General features: G+C 73.7%; 16 protein-coding genes, 1 tRNA gene and 2 pseudogenes. 8 read left to right on the top strand and 11 right to left on the bottom strand.

What is annotated here, in order from left to right:
* Positions 1-8 precede the first annotated feature (8 nt).
* Genes ACFHW1_RS17095 through ACFHW1_RS17080 form a run of 4 tightly spaced genes read right to left on the bottom strand, consistent with a single transcriptional unit; the run spans position 9 to position 5,334 of the window.
* Complete coding sequence (locus ACFHW1_RS17095) at positions 9-1,328, bottom strand: formimidoylglutamate deiminase (RefSeq protein WP_416554784.1); 1,320 nt, start codon at positions 1,326-1,328, stop codon at positions 9-11.
* 56 nt (positions 1,329-1,384) lie between these two features.
* A complete protein-coding gene (locus tag ACFHW1_RS17090) occupies positions 1,385-2,653 on the bottom strand; it encodes an allantoate amidohydrolase (RefSeq protein ID WP_416568319.1) in 1,269 nt (422 codons plus the stop codon).
* Positions 2,650-4,389 carry a urocanate hydratase gene (locus ACFHW1_RS17085; protein ID WP_416554664.1) on the bottom strand — a complete coding sequence of 580 codons (1,740 nt, stop codon included), beginning with the start codon at positions 4,387-4,389 and terminating at the stop codon, positions 2,650-2,652. The genes ACFHW1_RS17090 and ACFHW1_RS17085 overlap by 4 nt, the downstream gene beginning before the upstream one ends.
* A gap of 21 nt (positions 4,390-4,410) precedes the next feature.
* Positions 4,411-5,334, bottom strand: a complete 924-nt coding sequence (locus ACFHW1_RS17080) for a MurR/RpiR family transcriptional regulator (protein ID WP_416554662.1) — start codon at positions 5,332-5,334, stop codon at positions 4,411-4,413.
* Between the two features lie 140 nt (positions 5,335-5,474).
* On the opposite strand from ACFHW1_RS17080, the gene ACFHW1_RS17075 reads away from it, so the two are divergent.
* Positions 5,475-6,335, top strand: a complete 861-nt coding sequence (locus tag ACFHW1_RS17075; RefSeq protein ID WP_416554782.1) for an MOSC domain-containing protein — start codon at positions 5,475-5,477, stop codon at positions 6,333-6,335.
* A gap of 54 nt (positions 6,336-6,389) precedes the next feature.
* Positions 6,390-7,388, top strand: coding sequence for an expansin EXLX1 family cellulose-binding protein (locus ACFHW1_RS17070; protein WP_416554660.1), 999 nt, complete (start codon positions 6,390-6,392; stop codon positions 7,386-7,388).
* Here the strand turns inward: ACFHW1_RS17070 and ACFHW1_RS17065 are convergent.
* The 3 genes and pseudogenes from ACFHW1_RS17065 to bcp form a co-directional block, all read right to left on the bottom strand.
* On the bottom strand, positions 7,374-7,982 hold the full coding sequence (locus ACFHW1_RS17065) for a GNAT family N-acetyltransferase (protein WP_416554658.1): 609 nt from the start codon (positions 7,980-7,982) through the stop codon (positions 7,374-7,376). The two genes, ACFHW1_RS17070 and ACFHW1_RS17065, sit on opposite strands and share 15 nt — an antisense overlap.
* A gap of 44 nt (positions 7,983-8,026) precedes the next feature.
* A tRNA-Leu gene (locus ACFHW1_RS17060) sits at positions 8,027-8,100 on the bottom strand.
* Between the two features lie 77 nt (positions 8,101-8,177).
* Positions 8,178-8,668, bottom strand: a pseudogene (bcp, locus tag ACFHW1_RS17055) (thioredoxin-dependent thiol peroxidase).
* 134 nt (positions 8,669-8,802) lie between these two features.
* On the opposite strand from bcp, the gene ACFHW1_RS17050 reads away from it, so the two are divergent.
* The 4 genes and pseudogenes from ACFHW1_RS17050 to ACFHW1_RS17035 all read left to right on the top strand — a co-directional run.
* Entirely contained in the window at positions 8,803-9,546 is a 744-nt protein-coding gene (locus ACFHW1_RS17050) for an energy-coupling factor ABC transporter permease (RefSeq protein WP_416554654.1), read from the top strand.
* Positions 9,543-9,953, top strand: coding sequence for a PDGLE domain-containing protein (locus ACFHW1_RS17045; RefSeq protein WP_416554652.1), 411 nt, complete (start codon positions 9,543-9,545; stop codon positions 9,951-9,953). The genes ACFHW1_RS17050 and ACFHW1_RS17045 overlap by 4 nt, the downstream gene beginning before the upstream one ends.
* Positions 9,954-9,959: 6 nt before the next feature.
* Positions 9,960-10,730 (top strand): cobalt ECF transporter T component CbiQ, encoded by a 771-nt coding sequence (gene cbiQ, locus ACFHW1_RS17040; RefSeq protein ID WP_416554650.1) that lies wholly within the window; start codon positions 9,960-9,962, stop codon positions 10,728-10,730.
* A 68-nt stretch (positions 10,731-10,798) separates the two neighbouring features.
* Positions 10,799-11,530 (top strand): annotated as a pseudogene (locus tag ACFHW1_RS17035) (energy-coupling factor ABC transporter ATP-binding protein); the annotation flags it as partial.
* Here ACFHW1_RS17035 and ACFHW1_RS17030 read toward each other — a convergent pair.
* Genes ACFHW1_RS17030 through ACFHW1_RS17020 form a run of 3 tightly spaced genes read right to left on the bottom strand, consistent with a single transcriptional unit; the run spans position 11,510 to position 13,924 of the window.
* Entirely contained in the window at positions 11,510-12,715 is a 1,206-nt protein-coding gene (locus ACFHW1_RS17030; protein WP_416554648.1) for a hypothetical protein, read from the bottom strand. The pseudogene ACFHW1_RS17035 and the gene ACFHW1_RS17030 sit on opposite strands and share 21 nt — an antisense overlap.
* A gap of 1 nt (position 12,716) precedes the next feature.
* Complete coding sequence (locus ACFHW1_RS17025) at positions 12,717-13,427, bottom strand: DsbA family protein (protein ID WP_416554646.1); 711 nt, start codon at positions 13,425-13,427, stop codon at positions 12,717-12,719.
* Positions 13,428-13,459: 32 nt separating this feature from the next.
* Positions 13,460-13,924 (bottom strand): DoxX family protein, encoded by a 465-nt coding sequence (locus ACFHW1_RS17020; RefSeq protein WP_416554644.1) that lies wholly within the window; start codon positions 13,922-13,924, stop codon positions 13,460-13,462.
* 172 nt (positions 13,925-14,096) lie between these two features.
* Here ACFHW1_RS17020 and ACFHW1_RS17015 point away from each other — a divergent pair, with 172 nt between their 5' ends.
* Both ACFHW1_RS17015 and ACFHW1_RS17010 read left to right on the top strand, forming a co-directional pair.
* Complete coding sequence (locus ACFHW1_RS17015) at positions 14,097-15,761, top strand: copper resistance CopC/CopD family protein (protein ID WP_416554780.1); 1,665 nt, start codon at positions 14,097-14,099, stop codon at positions 15,759-15,761.
* 13 nt (positions 15,762-15,774) lie between these two features.
* Positions 15,775-16,596, top strand: coding sequence for a YcnI family protein (locus ACFHW1_RS17010; RefSeq protein ID WP_416554642.1), 822 nt, complete (start codon positions 15,775-15,777; stop codon positions 16,594-16,596).
* Here the strand turns inward: ACFHW1_RS17010 and ACFHW1_RS17005 are convergent.
* Positions 16,550-17,842: a glycosyltransferase family 87 protein gene (locus ACFHW1_RS17005; RefSeq protein WP_416554640.1), complete on the bottom strand. Its 1,293-nt coding sequence runs from the start codon at positions 17,840-17,842 to the stop codon at positions 16,550-16,552. The two genes, ACFHW1_RS17010 and ACFHW1_RS17005, sit on opposite strands and share 47 nt — an antisense overlap.
* Between the last annotated feature and the right edge of the window lie 33 nt (positions 17,843-17,875).

The following is a 17,875-nucleotide window of genomic DNA, read 5'->3' as shown; positions in this document are numbered from 1 at the left end:
CACCGCCGTCACCGGGTCACCGCCCGGATCGCGGCGGCCAGTTCGGCCGGTACGTCGACGTGCAGATGCCGGCCGTCGGCGACCACCGGTCGGCCGTCGACCACCACGTCGGTGACATCGGCGGCGGTCGCCGCGAAGATCATCCCGGCCGGGTCGACCCCGGCGGTCCGTACGCTGTCGCACCGGACGGTGACCAGGTCGGCACGGGCGCCGACCGCGATCCGGCCGGCGTCGGCCCAGCCCAGCGCGGCGTGCCCGGCTTCGGCGGCCATTGAGATCAGCTCGCCGGGGGAGAAGTGCCCCCGCCGGCCGGTGCGCAGCCGCTCGTGTGTCTCCACCGCCCGTGCCTCCTCGAACAGGTCGACCACCGCGTGGCTGTCACTGCCCACGCTGAGCGTGACCCCGGCGGCCGCCAGCGGGCCGGCCGGGCCGATCCCGTCGGCCAGGTCCCGCTCGGTGGTCGGGCAGAGGCAGACCCCGGCCCGCGCGCCGGCCAGCAGCGTCACGTCGGTATCGGTCAGGTGGGTGGCGTGCACCGCGGTGGTGTCCGGGCCGAGCACCCCGGCGTCGGCCAGCAGCGCAGTCGGGGTCCGGCCGTACCGGGCCAGACAGGCCGCGTTCTCGGCCGGCTGCTCCGACAGGTGTACGTGCAGCGGGACGCCCCGCTGCGCCGCCGCCCCGGCGACGACCGGCAGCTCGGCGGCGGGTACCGCTCGTACCGAGTGGACCGCCGCGCCGGCCCGGACGTGGTCGCCGGTGGGCCGCCACCCGGCGGACCGGTCCGCCCAGTCGGCCGCGTCGGCGTCGCCGAACCGGCGCTGCACCCCGGTCAGCGGTGCCCCGTCCACCCCGGCGGTCAGGTAGCAGGTGTCCAGCAGGGTGATCCGCACCCCGGCGTCGGTGGCGGCCTGCGCGAGCGCCTCGGACATCACGTTCGGCTCGGCGTAGCGCCGGCCCTGCGGATCGTGGTGCAGGTAGTGGAACTCGCCGACGCAGGTCACCCCGGCGAGCGCCGCCTCGGCGTACACCGCGCGGGCCAGCGCCAGGTAGCTGTCCGGGTCGAGGCGCCCGGCGACCGCGTACATCCGCTCCCGCCAGGTCCAGAAGCTGCCCCGGTCGTCGTGAATCTGTCCGCGCAGCGCCCGGTGGAAGGCGTGCGAGTGGGTGTCGGCCAGGCCGGGCAGGGTCACCCCGGCGAGCCTCGGCACGCCCGGCGGTGCCGCCACCCCGGCTGTGACCGCGGTGAACCGGCCCGCCTCGGCCTCGATCAGCACCCCGGCCGCCGGGGCCGGCCCGCCCAGCCAGGCGTGTTCGGCGTACCAGCTCATCCGGGCCGCCCCGGTTGCCGGCACCTTCGTCCGGGCCGCCCGATCCGCCGGCCGCTTCATTCGCCGGCCAGGTCGGCCAGCGCGGCGGCGAGGGCCCGCACCCCGGCGGCGCAGTCGTCGTCGGTGGCGTGCTCGTCCGGGGCGTGCGACACCCCGGTCGGATTCCGCACGAAGATCATCGCCGTCGGCACGTGTCCGGCCAGGACGCCGGCGTCGTGCCCGGCGGCGGTCGGCAGCACCGGCACCGCAGCGGTCCGCCGCGCACCCACCGCCGTGGCGATCCGGTCGGTCAGGTCCGGGTCGAAGGCGACCGGCGGGCTGTCCGACTCGCGGACCACCGCCACCGACGTACCGTCCGCCTGTGCCCGGGCCGCCGCGTCGGCCCCGACCGCCTCGACCAGTGTGGCCAGTGCGGTGGTGTCGGCGGCCCGCGCGTCCAGCCAGGCGTGCACCTGGGCCGGGACCGCGTTGGTGGCGTTGGGCCGCACCGAGATCCGGCCGATGGTGGCGTGCGCGCCCAGCAGGCGGGCCTGCGCCTCGGCGGCGAGTACGGTGTGCGCGCAGGTCAGCATCGGGTTCCGGCGGTCGACCATCCGGGTGGTCCCGGCGTGGTCGCCGGCCCCGGTGAACTCCAGCCGCCACCGCCCGTGCGGCCAGATCATGCTGGCTACCCCGACCGGGGCACCGAGGTCGACCAACGCCCGGCCCTGCTCAACGTGCAACTCGACAAAGACCCCGATCCTGGCCAACCGGTGCGGGTCCGGCCCGGCCCCAGCCGGGTCGGTGCCGCCCGCCCGCATCGCCTCGGCCAGCGTCACTCCGTCGGAGTCGGTCAGCGCCAGCGCGTGCGCCGCCGACACGCCGCCGGTGAGCAGCCGCGACCCGAGGCAGGCCAGGCCGAACCGGGCCCCCTCCTCCTCGACGAACGCGGCGACGGTCACCGGCCGCGCCGGGGTGAACCCACGGTCCCGCAGCTCGTCGACGGCGAGCAGCGCCGACACGATGCCGAGCGGTCCGTCGTAGCCGCCGCCGTGCGGCACCGAGTCGAAGTGACTACCGGTGACCACCGCCGGGGCGGCCGGATCCACGCCGGACGGTACCCAGTCGGCCCACAGGTTGCCGTTGCCGTCGGCCTGCACCGCAAGCCCGCGCCGGACCGCCTCGGCGGTGAACCACTCCCGGCAGGTCAACTCCGCCGTTGACCAGGCATAGCGCAGGTAGCCGCCGGTCGCCGGATCACGCCCGACGCCGGCCAGCTCCGCCCACATCGCCCGGAACCGCTCGGCCAGCGGGTCAGCGGTGGTCACCGGGGCCGGGCCGGTCATCCGCGGCCCATCGGCACCGGCAGGTCGTGCGCGGCGGCGACCTGACCGGCCAGCTGGTATCCGGCGTCGACGTGGCGCAGCACCCCGGTCGCCGGGTCGTTGCGCAGCACCCGTTCGATCTTCTGCCGGGCCAGCGCCGATCCGTCGGCGACGCAGACCTGACCGGCGTGCAGCGACCGGCCGATGCCGACCCCGCCGCCGTGGTGGATGCTCACCCAGGACGCGCCGCTGGCCGCGTTGACCAGGGCGTTGAGCAGCGGCCAGTCGGCGATCGCGTCCGAGCCGTCGGCCATCGCCTCGGTTTCCCGGTACGGCGACGCCACCGACCCGCAGTCCAGATGGTCCCGACCGATCACCACCGGGGCGGCCAGCTCCCCGGCGGCGACCATTTCGTTGAACCGCGCCCCGGCGAGTTCCCGTTCGCCGTACCCGAGCCAGCAGATCCGGGCCGGCAGCCCCTGGAACGCGACCCGTTCGCCGGCCAGCCGGATCCAGCGGGCCAGCGCCTCGTTGTCGCCGAACAGGTCGAGGATCGCCCGGTCGGTGGCGGCGATGTCGGCCGGATCGCCGGACAGCGCCGCCCACCGGAACGGGCCCTTGCCGGCGCAGAACAACGGCCGGATGTACGCCGGCACGAAACCGGGGAAGTCGAACGCCCGGTCGTAGCCACCGAGCCGGGCCTCGTCGCGGATCGAGTTGCCGTAGTCGAACACCTCCGCGCCGGCGTCGGCGAAGCCGACCATCGCGGCGACGTGCCGGGCCATCGACTCCCTGGCCCGCTGCGTGTACTCCTGCGGTGCCCGGCCGGCGTACGCCGCCGCGTCGGCCAGCTCGACCCCTACCGGCAGGTAGCTCAGCGGGTCGTGCGCGCTGGTCTGGTCGGTGACGATGTCGATTTCGACGCCGTCGGCGAGCAGCTGCGGCAAGACGGTCGCCGCGTTGCCGACCACGCCGACCGACAGCGCCCGCCGGTCCCGCCGGGCCGCCTGCGTCGCCGCGACCGCCTCGGCCAGCGAGCTGACGACGGTGTCCAGGTAGCCGGTGGCGACCCGGCGGGCGAGTCGCTGCGGGTCGACGTCGACGATCAGGCACACCCCGCCGTTCATGGTGACGGCGAGCGGCTGCGCGCCGCCCATCCCGCCACAGCCGGCGGTCAGGGTCAGCGTGCCGGCCAGCGACGCGGCGCCGACCCGGTCGATCCAGGCCGGCGGCGCGGTCGGGTCGGCCCCGCCGGGTTCGCTTCGGTCAGCCGCCGGCTCCGCCGTCCGGCCCGCCGCCAGTTTGGCGGCGACCGCCGCGAACGTCTCGTAGGTGCCCTGCAGGATGCCCTGGGTGCCGATGTAGATCCACGAGCCGGCCGTCATCTGCCCGTACATGGTCAGGCCGAGCTGTTCCAGCCGGCGGAACTCCGGCCAGGTCGCCCAGTCGCCGACCAGGTTCGAGTTGGCCAGCAGCACCCGGGGCGCCCACTCGTGGGTGCGCAGCACGCCGACTGGCCGGCCCGACTGGACCAGCATCGTCTCGTCGTCGGCCAGCTCGGTCAGCGTCGCCACCAGCGCGTGGTAGGACGGCCAGTCCCGGGCCGCCCGGCCGGTGCCGCCGTACACCACCAGGTCGTCGGGGCGTTCGGCGACGTCCGGGTCGAGGTTGTTCATCAGCATCCGCAGCGCGGCCTCCTGCGGCCACCCCTTGGCGGTACGGGTGGCGCCGCGCGCCGCGCGGATCAGCTCAGCCATGTCGCGGTCCCTTCCGGGTAGTCAGCCGATGAAGACGTTGCGCAGGGCGGCGGAGCGCTCGAACTGCTCCAGCCGCCGCTGTGCCTCACCCGGTGCCGCGTCGCAGATCGCCTGCAACAGCACCATCGCCAACGCCATCGGCGCGGCGTGCAGGTCGAACACCAGCTGGTCGCCGACCGGGGCGGGCAGCACCAGGTCGGCGTGTTCGGCGGCCGGGCTCAGCAGGGAGTCGGTGATCAGCACCACGGCCAGGCCGACGGCGCGCGCCTCGACCAGCGCGTCGACGGCCTCCCGGGGGTAGCGGGGCAGCACGATGGCCAGCAACGCGGTCGCGCCGGCCTCCCGGGTCTGCTCCAGGCGCTCCGGAAGCAGGCTGCCGCCGCTGGCCAGCACCCGCACGTCCGGGCGGACCTTGGCGGCGAAGAACCCGAAGTAGGTGGCGAGTGGCGCGGCGGCCCGCAGCCCCAGTACCGGCAGCGGGGTGCTGCCGGCCAGCAGGGTGCCGGCGGCGGTGAGCCGGTCCCGATCACCCAGCTGGTCGGCGAGCGTGCTCAGCTGCCGGGCCTCGGCGCGGACCGCGCGCTGCATCTCGTTGTCGGCGGCGTAGGTCCGCCGCCCGCCGCGCCGGGACTCGCCGCGCGGTGCCGGCAGGCCGGCCGGGCCGCCGGACTGGCCGGTGCCAGCCGGATTGACGGCGAACTCCCGTAGCCGGCGGCGCAGCGCCGGGTAGCCGTCGTAGCCGAGCGCCATCGCGAACCGGGTGACCGACGGCTGGCTGACCCGGGCCAGCTCGGCGACCTCGGCGGCGGACAGGAACGCGGCGGAGCCGGCGTGCTGCACCAGGCTGTGTGCGATCCGTCGTTGGGTGGGGGTGAGGCGGACACCGGTGAACAGGTCGAGCACCCGTTCGGCCGAAGCGGCCGGGACGGCCTCGCTGTCATTCACCCTGACACTGTATGCAATATTTCATTCAGTCGGCAACGGTGGCCGCGTCGGCACCACTGGTGGCTGTGGTAGAACCAGCGCGTGGAACGCTTACCGCCGCATCGCAACCCGGTCCGTATCCGGCCGCCGTCGTGACCGGCGTGCGAGTCGCCGCCCTCCACACGTACCCGGTCAAGGGGTGTCGCCGCCTCGACCACGACGATGCCCAGGTCGAGCCCTGGGGCCTGGCCGGGGACCGACGCTGGATGATCATCGACCCGGACGGAGTCGGCATCACCCAGCGGGAGGCTCCGGCCCTGGTCCACATCCGCCCCCAGCCCGTCGCCGGTGGACTCACCCTGCACACCGCCGGCCGGCCGACACCGGACGTCCCCCCACCGGTCGCGCCCACGCTGGATGTCTGCACGCCGGTCGCCGGCCCGCCGGTGCAGGTCCGCGTCTTCCGGGCCAAGGCCGCGGTGCCGGCCCGGCTCGCCGAAGCCACCGCACACGCCTGGATCAGTGCGGTCATCGGCCGACCGGCCCGACTGGCCTGGCTGGCCGACCCGACGGTACGGGCGGTCAACCCCGACCACGGCCGTCCCGGTGACACGGTCAGCTTCGCCGACGGCTACCCGGTGCTGCTGACCAACGCGGCCTCCCTCGACGAGGTCAACGACTGGCTCGTCGAGTCGGGCGACCCGGCCGCGCCGTTGCCGATGCACAGGTTTCGCCCCAACGTGGTGATCAGTGGCGCGCCGGCCTGGGCCGAGGACGGCTGGCTGGGGCGTCGGATCCGGATCGGCGACGTCACCTTCCGGGTGGCCAAGACCTGCGCCCGCTGCGTCGTGACCACCACCGACCAGGACACCGGCGAACGCGGCCAACAGCCGCTGCGGATCCTCGCCCGACATCCCCGTGGGCCGAAGGGTGTCCTGTTCGGGATGAACATCATTCCGGACAGCACCGGGCGGATCACCGTCGGCGACAACGTGGTGGTTGCGGCCGGTCCCTACTCTTAGGTCTCACTTAGGACCGTTGCCCGGGTACGTCGCAGTACGGCAGCATCACTGGACGTGACCGACGACGGACCCGCCTCCCATGCCGGCCGGACCCGCTGGCTGGCCGGCGGTGCGGCCGCAGCCGGGGCCGGCCTGCTCGGCCTGCTGCTGGCCGCCCAGGTCGGCGCCAGCCCGGCCTGCGCGGCACCACCCGTCGGCGGCGGCATCCATCAGGGCAAGGCCACCTTCTACGACGCGCAGGGGCAGGGTGGCAACTGTTCGTTCGACAGTGCGCCGGCAGACCGGATGTACGTCGCGCTCGGCCCGGACGAGTACGCCGACGCCGCCGCGTGCGGCGGGCACCTCGACGTCACCGGTCCACGTGGCACCGTCCGCGTCGTCATCATGGACCAGTGCCCGGAGTGCGCCGTCGGTCACCTCGACCTGTCCCGGGAGGCGTTCGCCCGGATCGCCGACCCGGTGCGGGGCATCGTCGACCTCAGCTACCGGGCGGTGGTCGACCCGCCGACCGGGCCGCTCGCGGTGCGGGTCAAACAGGGCGCGTCGCAGTGGTGGTTCGCGGTGCGGGTCACCGACCACGGCAACCCGCTCGCGACCGTCGAGGCCCGAATCGGATCGGAGTGGCGCGGACTTGTTCGGCACGACTACAACTACTGGCTCGCCGACGACGGGCTCGGCCCCGGCCCGTACTCCCTGCGGGTCACCGACGTGTACGGCAATCGGGCGACCGTGCCGGGGGTCCAGTTGGCCCCGGGGCGGACCCAGCAGACGGACGTGCGCCTGTACGGCAGCGGATCGGGTTCCAGCTCCGGCTCCCGGTCGTCCGGGTCGTCCTCGGCCGCCGGCGGCTCCGGCGCCGACCGCGCCGGTGACCGGCCGCCGGCGGCCCAGACCACGTCGACCGCCGAACCACCGTCGCCAGGTCCAACGTCCACCGGGTCGGCCTCGCCGGGTCCGTCGCCAACCGCCGGTGCAGCGGGTCTCGACGCGGCCGCCAGCCCGTCGACGGTGCCGGCTGCAGCTCCTGTCGACCCGCCGTCAGTCTGCGGCTGACCGATCGTCGGTTTGCGGCTGACCGACCCAGTCTGCGGCTGGCCAGTTCGCCGGTGCGCCGCTCAGCTCCCGCCACATGATGATCTCGTCCCGGTCGTCGCCGTCAGCCACCCGCAGCGCGCTTGGCAGCCGACCTACCTCCCGGTAGCCGCACCGCTGGTAGAACGCCGGCAACCCGTGCCCGTCGCGGATGGTGACCTGCAGCGCGGACAGACCCATCGACCGGCCGACCCGCTCCGCCTCGGCCATCAGGGCCAGCCCGTAGCCGCGCCCCTGCCGGTCCGGTGCGACCACCACCCGCTTGAGCACCCGCCAGTGCTCCTTGAGGTCGAACCGGTTGCTGGTGACGAAGACGAACGCGGCCAGCCCGGCATCGTCGTGGCCGACGAGCAGCCGGTCGACGCCGGCGGCGACCCCGGCGAACGCCGCATCGGCGGTCGGGCGCACGTCGGCGACGGTCACCGGGGCGACGAAGCCGACCGCGCCGCCGGCGTTGGTCGCGTCCGCCCAGAGCGCGATGATCCGCTCGCGCAGCTCGTCGACGAGCGGCGGATCAAGAACGAAGCCCAGCCGTACGGAGAGCGGGGGAATCATTGCGGTGTGTCGACTCCGGGTGGGCCTGGGTGTCAGGCGCTGGGTAGGGCCGGCGGGACTTGAACCCACACTGGTGCGATCCTAAGTCGCATGCCTCTGCCAATTGGGCTACGGCCCCGAGCGCTCCTAGGTTACGTGCCGAGGACAGGCTAGCCGAATCCCGGTCGGCCGGAGCCGGGGCCGGCGGCTGTTGCGTCAGTCGAGGCCGAGGTCGCGGCGGAGCTTGGCGACGTGGCCGGTGGCCTTGACGTTGTACAGCGCCCTGGTGATCCGCCCGTCGGCATCGATCACGAAGGTCGACCGGATCACCCCGGTGACCGTCCTGCCGTACAGCTGCTTCTCGCCGTAGGCGCCGTACGCGGTGAGCACGGTCTTGTCCGGGTCGGACACCAGCGGGAAGGTGAGCCCGTCGCGCTCGCGGAACTTGGCGAGTTTCTCCGGTTTGTCAGGAGAGATGCCGACCACCTCGTAGCCGGCGGCCTGCAGTCCGGCGAGCGAGTCGCGGAATCACACGCCTGCTTCGTGCAGCCCGGGGTCATCGCCGAGGGGTATGCGTACAGCACCACGTGGCGCCCGCGTAGCTCCTTGAGGGACAACTGGTCGCCACTGTCGGTCGGCAGGGTGAACTCCGGGGCGGGTTCGCCCGGCGCGAGGCGGACCGGCCCGCCGGTGGCAGCTGAGGTCATGGCCGGAGCCTACTCCGAGGCCGTCGGCCGGGTCGGACCGCCAACCGTGATTAGTTGCATGCCCTATGCAAGAGCAGCGGTAGCGAAATAGGCTGGCCACGCGACCAACGGACTGCCCAGCCGGGAGGAACCAGGTGGACCCCCTCGCACTCCATATCCAGAACGGGGTGCTCAACGGCCCCGTAGCGATCAGCTACGCCGTGCTTGCCGCGGTGGCCTTCGGGTACTGCCTGGTCCGCGGCCGCCGGGACCTCGACGACCGGCTCGCCCCGATGGCCGGCCTGGTCGCCGCGTTCATCTTCGCCGTCCAGATGCTCAACTTCCCGGTGCTGCCCGGGGTCAGCGGCCACCTGCTCGGTGGCGCGCTGGCCGCGCTGCTGGTCGGCCCGTGGGTCGGCGCGCTCTGCGTGTCGATCGTGCTGATCGTGCAGGCACTGCTGTTCGCCGATGGTGGGGTCACCGCGATCGGCCCGAACGTCACCAACATGGCGCTGGTCGGCACCGCCGCCGCGTACGGGCTGATCTTCGTCCTGCTGCGCGTGCTGCCACGCACGCCGACCGGGCTGGCGGTCACCGCCTTCGTCGCGTCGGTGGTCAGCGTGGTCGCCGCCGCGTTGAGCTTCGTGCTGCAGTACGCCATCGGCGGCACCACGCAGCTGCAGGAGTTCGGCCTCGGTCAGGTGCTGGCCCTGATGACCGGCACCCACGTCCTGATCGGCGTGGGTGAGGGGTTGATCGCCGCGGTCACCGTGCTGACCGTCGCCCGGACCCGCCCGGACCTGGTGTACGCCCTGCGCGGACTGCGCCACCCGGCCATGCCGAGCCCGCCGGCCGCTCCCACCGCCGCCCAGCCCGCGTCCACCGGAGGTGCCGCATGAAGCGCAACACCGGTTTCGTCCTGGCTGGTCTGTTCGTCTCGCTGCTGCTGGCCGGCGTGGTAAGCAACTTCGCCTCCGGCTCGCCCGACGGGCTGGACTCGGCGTCGACCCAGGGCTGCGAACTCGACGGCGAGGAGATCGTCGGCGGGGCCTGCATGGGCTCCGGCGCGCAGGACCACGAGCTGGCCGACAGCCCGTTCGCCGACTACGGCCTGACCGCCGTGGACAACGGTTTCGTCGGTACGGCGGTCGCCGGCGCGGTCGGGGTGCTACTCACCTTCGCGGTCGCCGGTGGGCTGTTCTGGCTGACCCGCAGCCGCCGGCCGGCAGCCGGGACACCGGCCGCCGAGGCAGCGGCCATCGAGGCAGCGGCCATCGAGGCGCCGGCCGGCGGACCGCAGAGCTGACCAGCGGTGGGAGCCGGGCACGCGCAGCTGCTGCACCTGGAGCGGGACAGCCCGGTGCACCGGCTCCCGCCGGAGACGAAGATCGCCGCGATGCTGGCGTTCACCCTGGTGGTGGTGGCCACCCCACGCGAGCGGCTGTGGGCCTTCGGCGGCTATCTGCTGCTGGTCGTGGCGGTCGCCGTCGTCGCCCGGGTGCCGGCGGCCTGGCTGGCCCGGCGGTCGCTGATCGAGGTCCCGTTCGTGGCCTTCGCGTTCGCGTTGCCGTTGCTGGCCGGCGGTGAACGGATCCCGGTCGCCGGTCTGAGCCTGTCCGTCGAGGGCCTCTACGGCGGCTGGAACATCCTGGCCAAGGCCACCCTCGGGGTGCTCGCGTCGCTGCTGCTGGCGGCCACCACCACCAGCCGCGAACTGCTGGTCGGGCTGGACCGGCTGCGCTGCCCGTCGATCGTCACCCAGATCGCCACGTTCATGCTGCGCTACGTCGACGTGCTGGTCGACGAGGCCCGACGGATGCGAATCGCCCGGATCTCCCGGGGCGACGACCCGCGTTTCCTCTGGCAGGTACGCGGGTTCGCCGCCGGCGTCGGCGCGTTGTTCCTGCGGGCGTTCGAGCGCGGCGAGCGGGTGTACCTGGCGATGATCTCCCGCGGTTACACCGGTCGGATGCCGGTGGCCTGGCAGGCCACCGGCGGTGCCACGGCCGGCCAGTGGATGCTGGCCGCGTCGGTACCGGTGACGGCCGCTACCATCGCCGCCGTGGCGGTGTTGTCGCGGTGAGCGATCCGGTCGACGCGGGCTCGACGCAGCCGGCCGGCGACGCCGGTACGACACAGTCTGCCGATTCGGTGCCGCCGTCGCTGCTGGTGCGCGATTTGCGGTTCAGCTACCCGGACGGGCATCCGGCGCTGCACGGGGTGGACCTGACCGTGCCCGCCGGTGCCCGGGTCGCGTTGCTGGGCCCCAACGGTGCCGGCAAGACCACGCTGGTGCTGCACCTCAACGGCGTCCTGCGGGGTGGGTCCGGCCAGGTCGAGGTCGGCGGGCTGCCGGTGGACCAACGGCGGGCGACCCTGGCCGAGGTGCGCCGCCGGGTCGGCATCGTCTTCCAGGATCCGGACGACCAGCTGTTCCTGTCGACGGTCGCCGAGGACGTGGCGTTCGGCCCGGCGAACCTGGGGCTGCGCGGTGCCGAGCTGGCGGCGCGGGTCGACGAGGCGCTCGACGCCGTCGGGATGGCGCAGCACCGGGACCGGTCCCCACAGCACCTGTCCTTCGGCCAGCGGCGGCGGGTGGCGGTGGCGACGGTGCTGTCGATGCGTCCGGAGATCCTGGTGCTGGACGAGCCGTCGTCGAACCTCGACCCGGCGGCCCGTCGAGAGCTGGCCGAGGTCCTGCACCGGCTGCCGGTGACGATCCTGATGGTCACCCACGACCTGCCGTACGCGTTGGAGCTGTGTGACCGGTCGGTGATCCTGGACGGCGGCCGGGTGGTGGCGGACGGTCCGACCACAGCATTGCTCGCCGACGCGGAGCTGCTGGCCCGGCACCGGCTGGAGCTACCGTTCGGCTTCGATCCGCTGCTCGCCGCGCGCCAGCTCGCCTCCGTCCGGGCCGACACCCTCCGGGCCGTCGCCGACGGCTCGACCGACGCTGTCCGGACCGGTGACGGGCTCCGCGCGCAGGCGTAGCACCGCGCCGACCGCCACGGCGGCCCCGCTGACCAGGACGGCGGCGACCGCGATCCGCGGCCACCAGGCCGGTCCGGGCACCGGGGCGATCGCCCGGGTGAACACGGCGGCGTTGGCGGCTCCGGCGAAGAGCGCCAGGCAGGCGCCGGTCAGGGCGAGGGCCAACTCGGCACCGGGCCGGCGGCGTGCCGCGTACCCGGCGGCAGCCAGCGCGGCCAGCCCGGTCAGCAACGCCCAGACCGGCCCGTCGAGCAGCACGCCGAGCAGGCCGAGCGGCCCACCCGTGCCGGATTCGACGGCGCGGGCCATCACATAGCCGACGGCGGTCGCGCCGCCGACGGCCAGCCCGCCGGCGGAGACCAGCTGTGCGGTCCACCGGCCGCGCCGGGCGGTGGTCACCAGAGCGACCGCCAGCAGTACGGTGCCGAGCAGCGTGCCGCCCCACCAGCGCAGCGGGTCGGGCGGCGGGATCCAGTCCAGCGTGCCGCGCAGCTCGACCGGGGTGACGCCGTCGCGCAGCGGCACCACCCAGTCGCGTACCCGGTGCACCTGGTCGGGTGCGGCCCGCACCGCCTCCGGCGGGGCGGCGTCCAGCCAGTAGGTTCGTTGGTCGTGCCAGCGGACCAGCGGTCGGTCGGCGATCCGTCGCCAGTCCGGGGGTGCGGCCGGGTCGGCGTCGGCAGGCACCGGGGTGTCGCCGGACAGGGTCTCGTTCTGGTAGGCGGTGGGGGAGCGCCGGTTCTGGTAGACCCCGTCCGGTCGGATCTCCAGGTACGGCTCCCCGGCGTAGCCGAGCACCTCGATCGGTCGGCCGCTGTGGTTGGTCAGCTCGAGTCGGGCGCCGGCCTCGACGACCCGTACGGTGAGCCCGTCGACGGCAGGCACGGTGCCGGTCACCGCCACCCGGTAGTCGGTGGCCGCGGGGGCGTCCGCGCCGTGCGCGGCGGCCGGTGCCGCGGCACCGGTGAGCAGCACCGCCGCCACGCCGGCGAACACCGCCAGCCGACCGACCAGTCGCGGGCCAGCCGGCTGCCGGGTGAACCGTGCGTCAGCTGGCCGTCGGGTGACCCGCACGTCAGCCGGCCGCGTCCACCGCGGCAGTGACGGCTTGGGCGCTCGATGCGACGGTCGCGCCGTCGACCATCACGGTCGGGGTGCCGCTGACCCCGGCCCGGCCGGCCTGCTCGGTGACGTGGGCCGGCCAGCCGGCGTAGGTGTCGTCCCGGACGCACTGGCCGAAGCTGCCGGTGTCCAGCCCGACCTCACCGCCGATGGCGATCAGCTGCTCCTCGCTGAGCCCGGGGCCGCCCTCGGCCGGCTGCTGCTCATAGAGCGCGGCGGCGTACTCCTCGAACTTGCCGCCGGCCGCCGCGCAGCCGGACGCCGCCGACGCCCGCGTCGAGTACGCGTCGTCGCTGAGCCGGTCGAGGATCGCGACGGGGTGGAACACGAGCGTGATCCTGCCATCCTCGACGAGCTGGTCCAGGGTCGGGCCGACCTGCTGTTCGAACTGCCGGCAGGCGGGGCACAGGAAGTCGGCGTAGAGGTCGACGGTGACCGGGCCGTCCCCGATCGGGATGCCGGAGTCGTCGGCGACCGCACCGGGCGGCGCGGTGTACTCGCCGCCGCGCTGGGTCTGGTAGACGGCCCAGCCGATCATGCCGGCGAGGACCAGCGCCACCACGGCCGCCACCGACGTCCAGAGGGCGCGCTGGCGCCGCCGCTCCCGGGCCAGCTGCTCGCGGACCACCCGGGCCGCCTTCTTCTGCTCCACTCGCCGGCTCATCGCCGTCACCCGCCGATCTACCTGAAAGATGACTATCTGTTGCTGTTTACCCACGAATCTGTCGACAGTGCCGTGCGCGGCCACCAGACCAAAAACCCGGCGAGCGCCAGGAAGGCAAGGTCGCGGGCGATCTCCGGGCCGTAGGCAGGGGTCTGCCCGGCGGCCAGTTCACCGCCGACGCCGAAGCAGCCGCAGTCGATCCGCAGCCCGCGCACCCACGCGGAGGTGATGCCGGCGATGAAGACGACCAGCAGGCCGGCTGAGACGACCGCGCAGAGCCGGGTGGCCAGCCCGATCAGCAGCAGCACCCCGAGCGCCAGTTCGACGAAGGGCAGCGCGGCGCCGATCACCATCGCCAGGTCGTACGCAAAGACCTGGTAGGCGTTGACAGCCCGGCCGGACCCGGCCAGGTCGGTGACCTTCGACCCGCCGGCGAACAACCAGACGGCGGCCAGCCCGAGGCGGACAGCGGCACCGACCCAGGGTTGTACCCTCATGTCTGTTAGTCGCTGCGCACCCGGTGCCGAGTTCCACGGCGACGCGCCAACAAACCGGAAAATCCGATGTCGTACGTCACATCGGGCATCGCTGGAACTTCGACTTCCGCCCAGCCGACCAACCACCAATGAGGGGAGGCCGGGTCGCGCGGACCCAGGTGGACCGGCGAGCATATTCCCCATGACTGCCGCAACGAATAGATGGACGTCGCGCATCGCGGCTATGGCCGGCCTGCTGCTGGCGGCGCTGCCCGTGGTCCTGCTACCCGCCGCCGCGCCGGCCAGCGCGCACGCCGTCCTGGTCAGCACCAGCCCGGTGACCGACTCGGTGCTGCCGAACGCCCCGGCCGAAGTGGTGCTGACCTTCTCCGAATCGGTGCGGCAGGTCCCCGACCGGGTACGGGTGATCGCCCCGGACGGGCAGCGGGTCGACCAGGGCGAGCCGGTCTTCGACGGCGCGGTGGTCACCGTCGGCGTCGAACAGCAGACGTCGCGCGGCACCTACCTGGTCAGCTACCGGGTGATCTCCGCCGACGGACACCCGGTCAGCGGCGGCTTCACCTACTCGGTTGGCGCGCCGTCGGCGGTGCCCACCGACGACGGCGGCGCCGACACCGATCCGCTGGTCAGCGGGCTGCTCCAGGCGGCCAAGTTCGTCGGGTACGCCGGACTGCTGCTGATCGTCGGCCCGGTGCTGGTGCTGAGCATGCTCTGGCCGCGCCGGCTGGCCCGTGGCGGGCCGGGCCGCCTGACCTGGGCCGGGCTGGGACTCGTCGCGGCGGCCACCCTGGCCACCATCTGGCTGCAGGCCCCGTACGTCACCGGCGGCGGGATCGGCGACGCCGACGGCGCGGCGCTACGCGACGTCCTCGGCAGCGGGATCGGCGCCGCGTTGCTGGTCCGGCTCGGGGTGCTGGCCGCCACGGCGGTGCTGCTGCGGCCGTTCCTGGCCGGCTCGGAAGGCCGCAGTGACCAGATCCTGCTCGGCGTCCTGGCCGTCATCGGGGTGTTCACCTGGCCACTGGCCGGTCACCCGAGCGCCTCGCCGGTGCCGGCCGTCTCCGTCGTCATCGACGCCGTACACCTCAGCTCGATGGCGGTCTGGCTCGGCGGTCTGGCGATGCTCACGGTGTTCCTGCTCCGGCAGGCCGAGGAGCGGGAACTCGCCGCGATCCTGCCGATCTGGTCGCGCTGGGCGGCGTTGGCGGTCTGTGCCCTGCTGCTGGCCGGTACGGTGCAGGCGCTGATCGAGGTGGGCACGCTCGAGGCGCTGTTCGGCACCACGTACGGCCGGTTGCTGCTGGCCAAGATCGGCCTGTTCGGGCTGGTCCTCGCGGTGGCGGCGTACTCGCGGCAGCTGGTGCGCAATCGCAGCGCCGCCGGCCGTCCCGGCCGGATGCGGCAGGCGGTCGTCGCCGAACTGGCCGTCACCGCCGTGGTGCTGGCGGTCACCGCGGTGCTGGTGCAGACCACGCCGGCCCGGACCGCCATCGGCGAGGACCTGCGGGCCGGCAACGGCTACTTTTCCACCACGCTGAACAGTGACATCTACTCGCTGCAGGTGGAGGTGGACCCGGCCCGGCGGGGCAACAACTCGGTCCACCTGTACGCCTACACCGAGGAGAACCGGCCGCAGCCGGTGATCGAGTGGCAGGCCACGGCGGCGTTGCCGGCCAGCGGGGTCGAGCCGATCGAGATCCCGCTGCTGCCGCTGACCGACAACCACGCCACCGGTGAGATCAGCCTGCCGGCTGCGGGAGACTGGGAGCTGCGGATCACCGTCCGGATCTCCGACATCGATCAGGCGACCGTGACCACCACGGTGGAGATCAACTAGAAAGGGCTACTTCATGCTCCGTCACCGACGCACACCGGCCCGCGCCGCGGCGCTTACCGGTGCGGCCGTCCTCGTCGGCGTCCTCGGCCTGGCCACCCCAGCGGCCGCGCACATCACGGTGTACCCGTCGCAGGCCACCGTCGGCGACTACGCCCGCCTCGACTTCCAGGTGCCGAACGAGAGCGACGAACACAGCACGACCAAGGTCGAAGTGGTGATGCCGGAGGACACGCCGATTGCCTCGGTGTCGCTGGCCCGGGTGCCCGGCTGGACCGTCGAGGTGCAGACAGTGCCGGTCGATCCGCCGCTGGAGGTTCACGGTGCCCAGGTGACTGAGGCGGTGTCCCGGGTCGTGTGGACCGCCGAGACCCCGGAAGCCAGCGTGCAGCCGGGCGAGTTCCTGGACCTTCCGATCCGGATGGGTCCGCTGCCGGAGGCCGATCAACTGGTCTTCAAGTCGCTGCAGACCTACTCCGACGGCACCGTGGTGCGTTGGATCGAAGTGCCGGTGCCCGGCGAGGAGGAGCCGGCCACCCCGGCCAGCGTGCTCACGTTGACCCCGGCTGATGAGGACAGCCCGGCCGTCGGCGGTGGTCAGGAACAGGTCGACGACCAGGCGCCGGCCGACGACACCGCCACCGGCGAAAGCGACACCGGCGGCAACGGTGCCGCGCTCGGGGTGGGGATCGCCGGGTTGCTCGCCGGCCTCGGCGGGTTGGCACTCGGCGGGCTGGCGTTCGCCCGGACCCGCCGCCCGACGCCAGCTGCGGCAACTGCCCCAGCGGCCGCTACCCGCCCGGAGCCGACGTCGGGTAGCGGCGGATCGGCAGACTGACCAGCAGCAGCGCGACCGCCAGCACGTACAGGTTGCGCAACACGAAGGTGGCCGGATCGTCGGTCGGCACCTTCGCGTGCCCCCAGTCGATCAGTGACACGACACCGACGACCAGCGCTGCGAAGATGGCCGCCGCCAACGCTACCAACGCCGCCGGTCCGGCGGCCCGGACTCCGCTCCGGGCCGCCGCCGGCTGCGGCCCGGCGGCGACCAGCGGGCGGTCCGGCAGCGCCGCGTCGAGGAGCACGATCAGCGCCGGGACGAACCAGTAGACGTGGTGCGGCCAGGTGATCGGTGCGATCAGCGCGGCCACCAGGCCGGTCAGGGTCAGCCCGGCCAGCTCGTCGCCGGCCCGTACCGCGCGGGCCGCGCGCCACAGCCCGTAGCCGGCGGCGACGGCCACCAGCACCAGCCAGACCAGCCGGTCCGGCTCGGCCGGAGCGGCCAGCCGGGCGAGTAGCCCTTGCAGCGACTGGTTGCCGGTGTAGTCGCTGCGCCCCACCCGGTCGGTGCTCCACAGCTCGGTGAGCCAGAACCGCCACGACTCCGTCGGGGCGACCGCTGCGGCGAGCCCGGTGGCGGCCGCCGCCGCCAGGCAGGACACCCCCGCCGCCCGCCACCGCCGGGTGACCAGCAGGTAGACGATGAAGATCCCCGGGAACAGCTTGATCGCCGTCGCCAGGCCGACGCCGACGCCGGCCCATCGGGACCGCTTCGGTACGGCGAACAGCAGGTCGGCCAGGATCAGCACGACCAGCAGCATGTTGATCTGCCCGAGGAAGATCGTCTCCCGGGTCGGCTCGATCAGCACCACCAGCGGTACCGCCAGACCGGCCAGCCACCAGCGCGGCAGGCCGCGCCGGCGGGCGATCGGCGTGACCAGCCAGACCGTGGTGACCACCACCGCCAGCAGCGTGCCGACGGTGAACACAGCGGCGGCGGTCCCGGCGCCCACCGCCGCGAACGGGCGCAGCAGCAGCGCGGTGAACGGGGGATAGGTGAAGTAGAGCTGGCCCTGCACCACGTCGGGCTGAACGTAGTCGTAGAGCGGGTTGCCGTCGGCCCACCAGCGCATCGCGCTGAGGTAGATCTTCAGGTCGTAGAAGTCGTGCCGGTTGCCGTACCAGAGAAGGGCGGCGACCACGGCGGCGCTGAGCGCGACGACGACGGTGACCCGGCGCGGCGTGCGGGATCTGTCGTCAACGGGACGCGGCGCGGAGCCGCCCGGGAGGGTGTCGGCGGGCACGCCCGCGAGCCTAGCGGGGACCGCCGCCGGTGA

The organism is Micromonospora sp. LOL_014 (assembly GCF_048060245.1).
Lineage (GTDB): Bacteria > Actinomycetota > Actinomycetes > Mycobacteriales > Micromonosporaceae > Micromonospora_E.
This window is presented reverse-complemented; position numbering and strand designations above follow the sequence as displayed.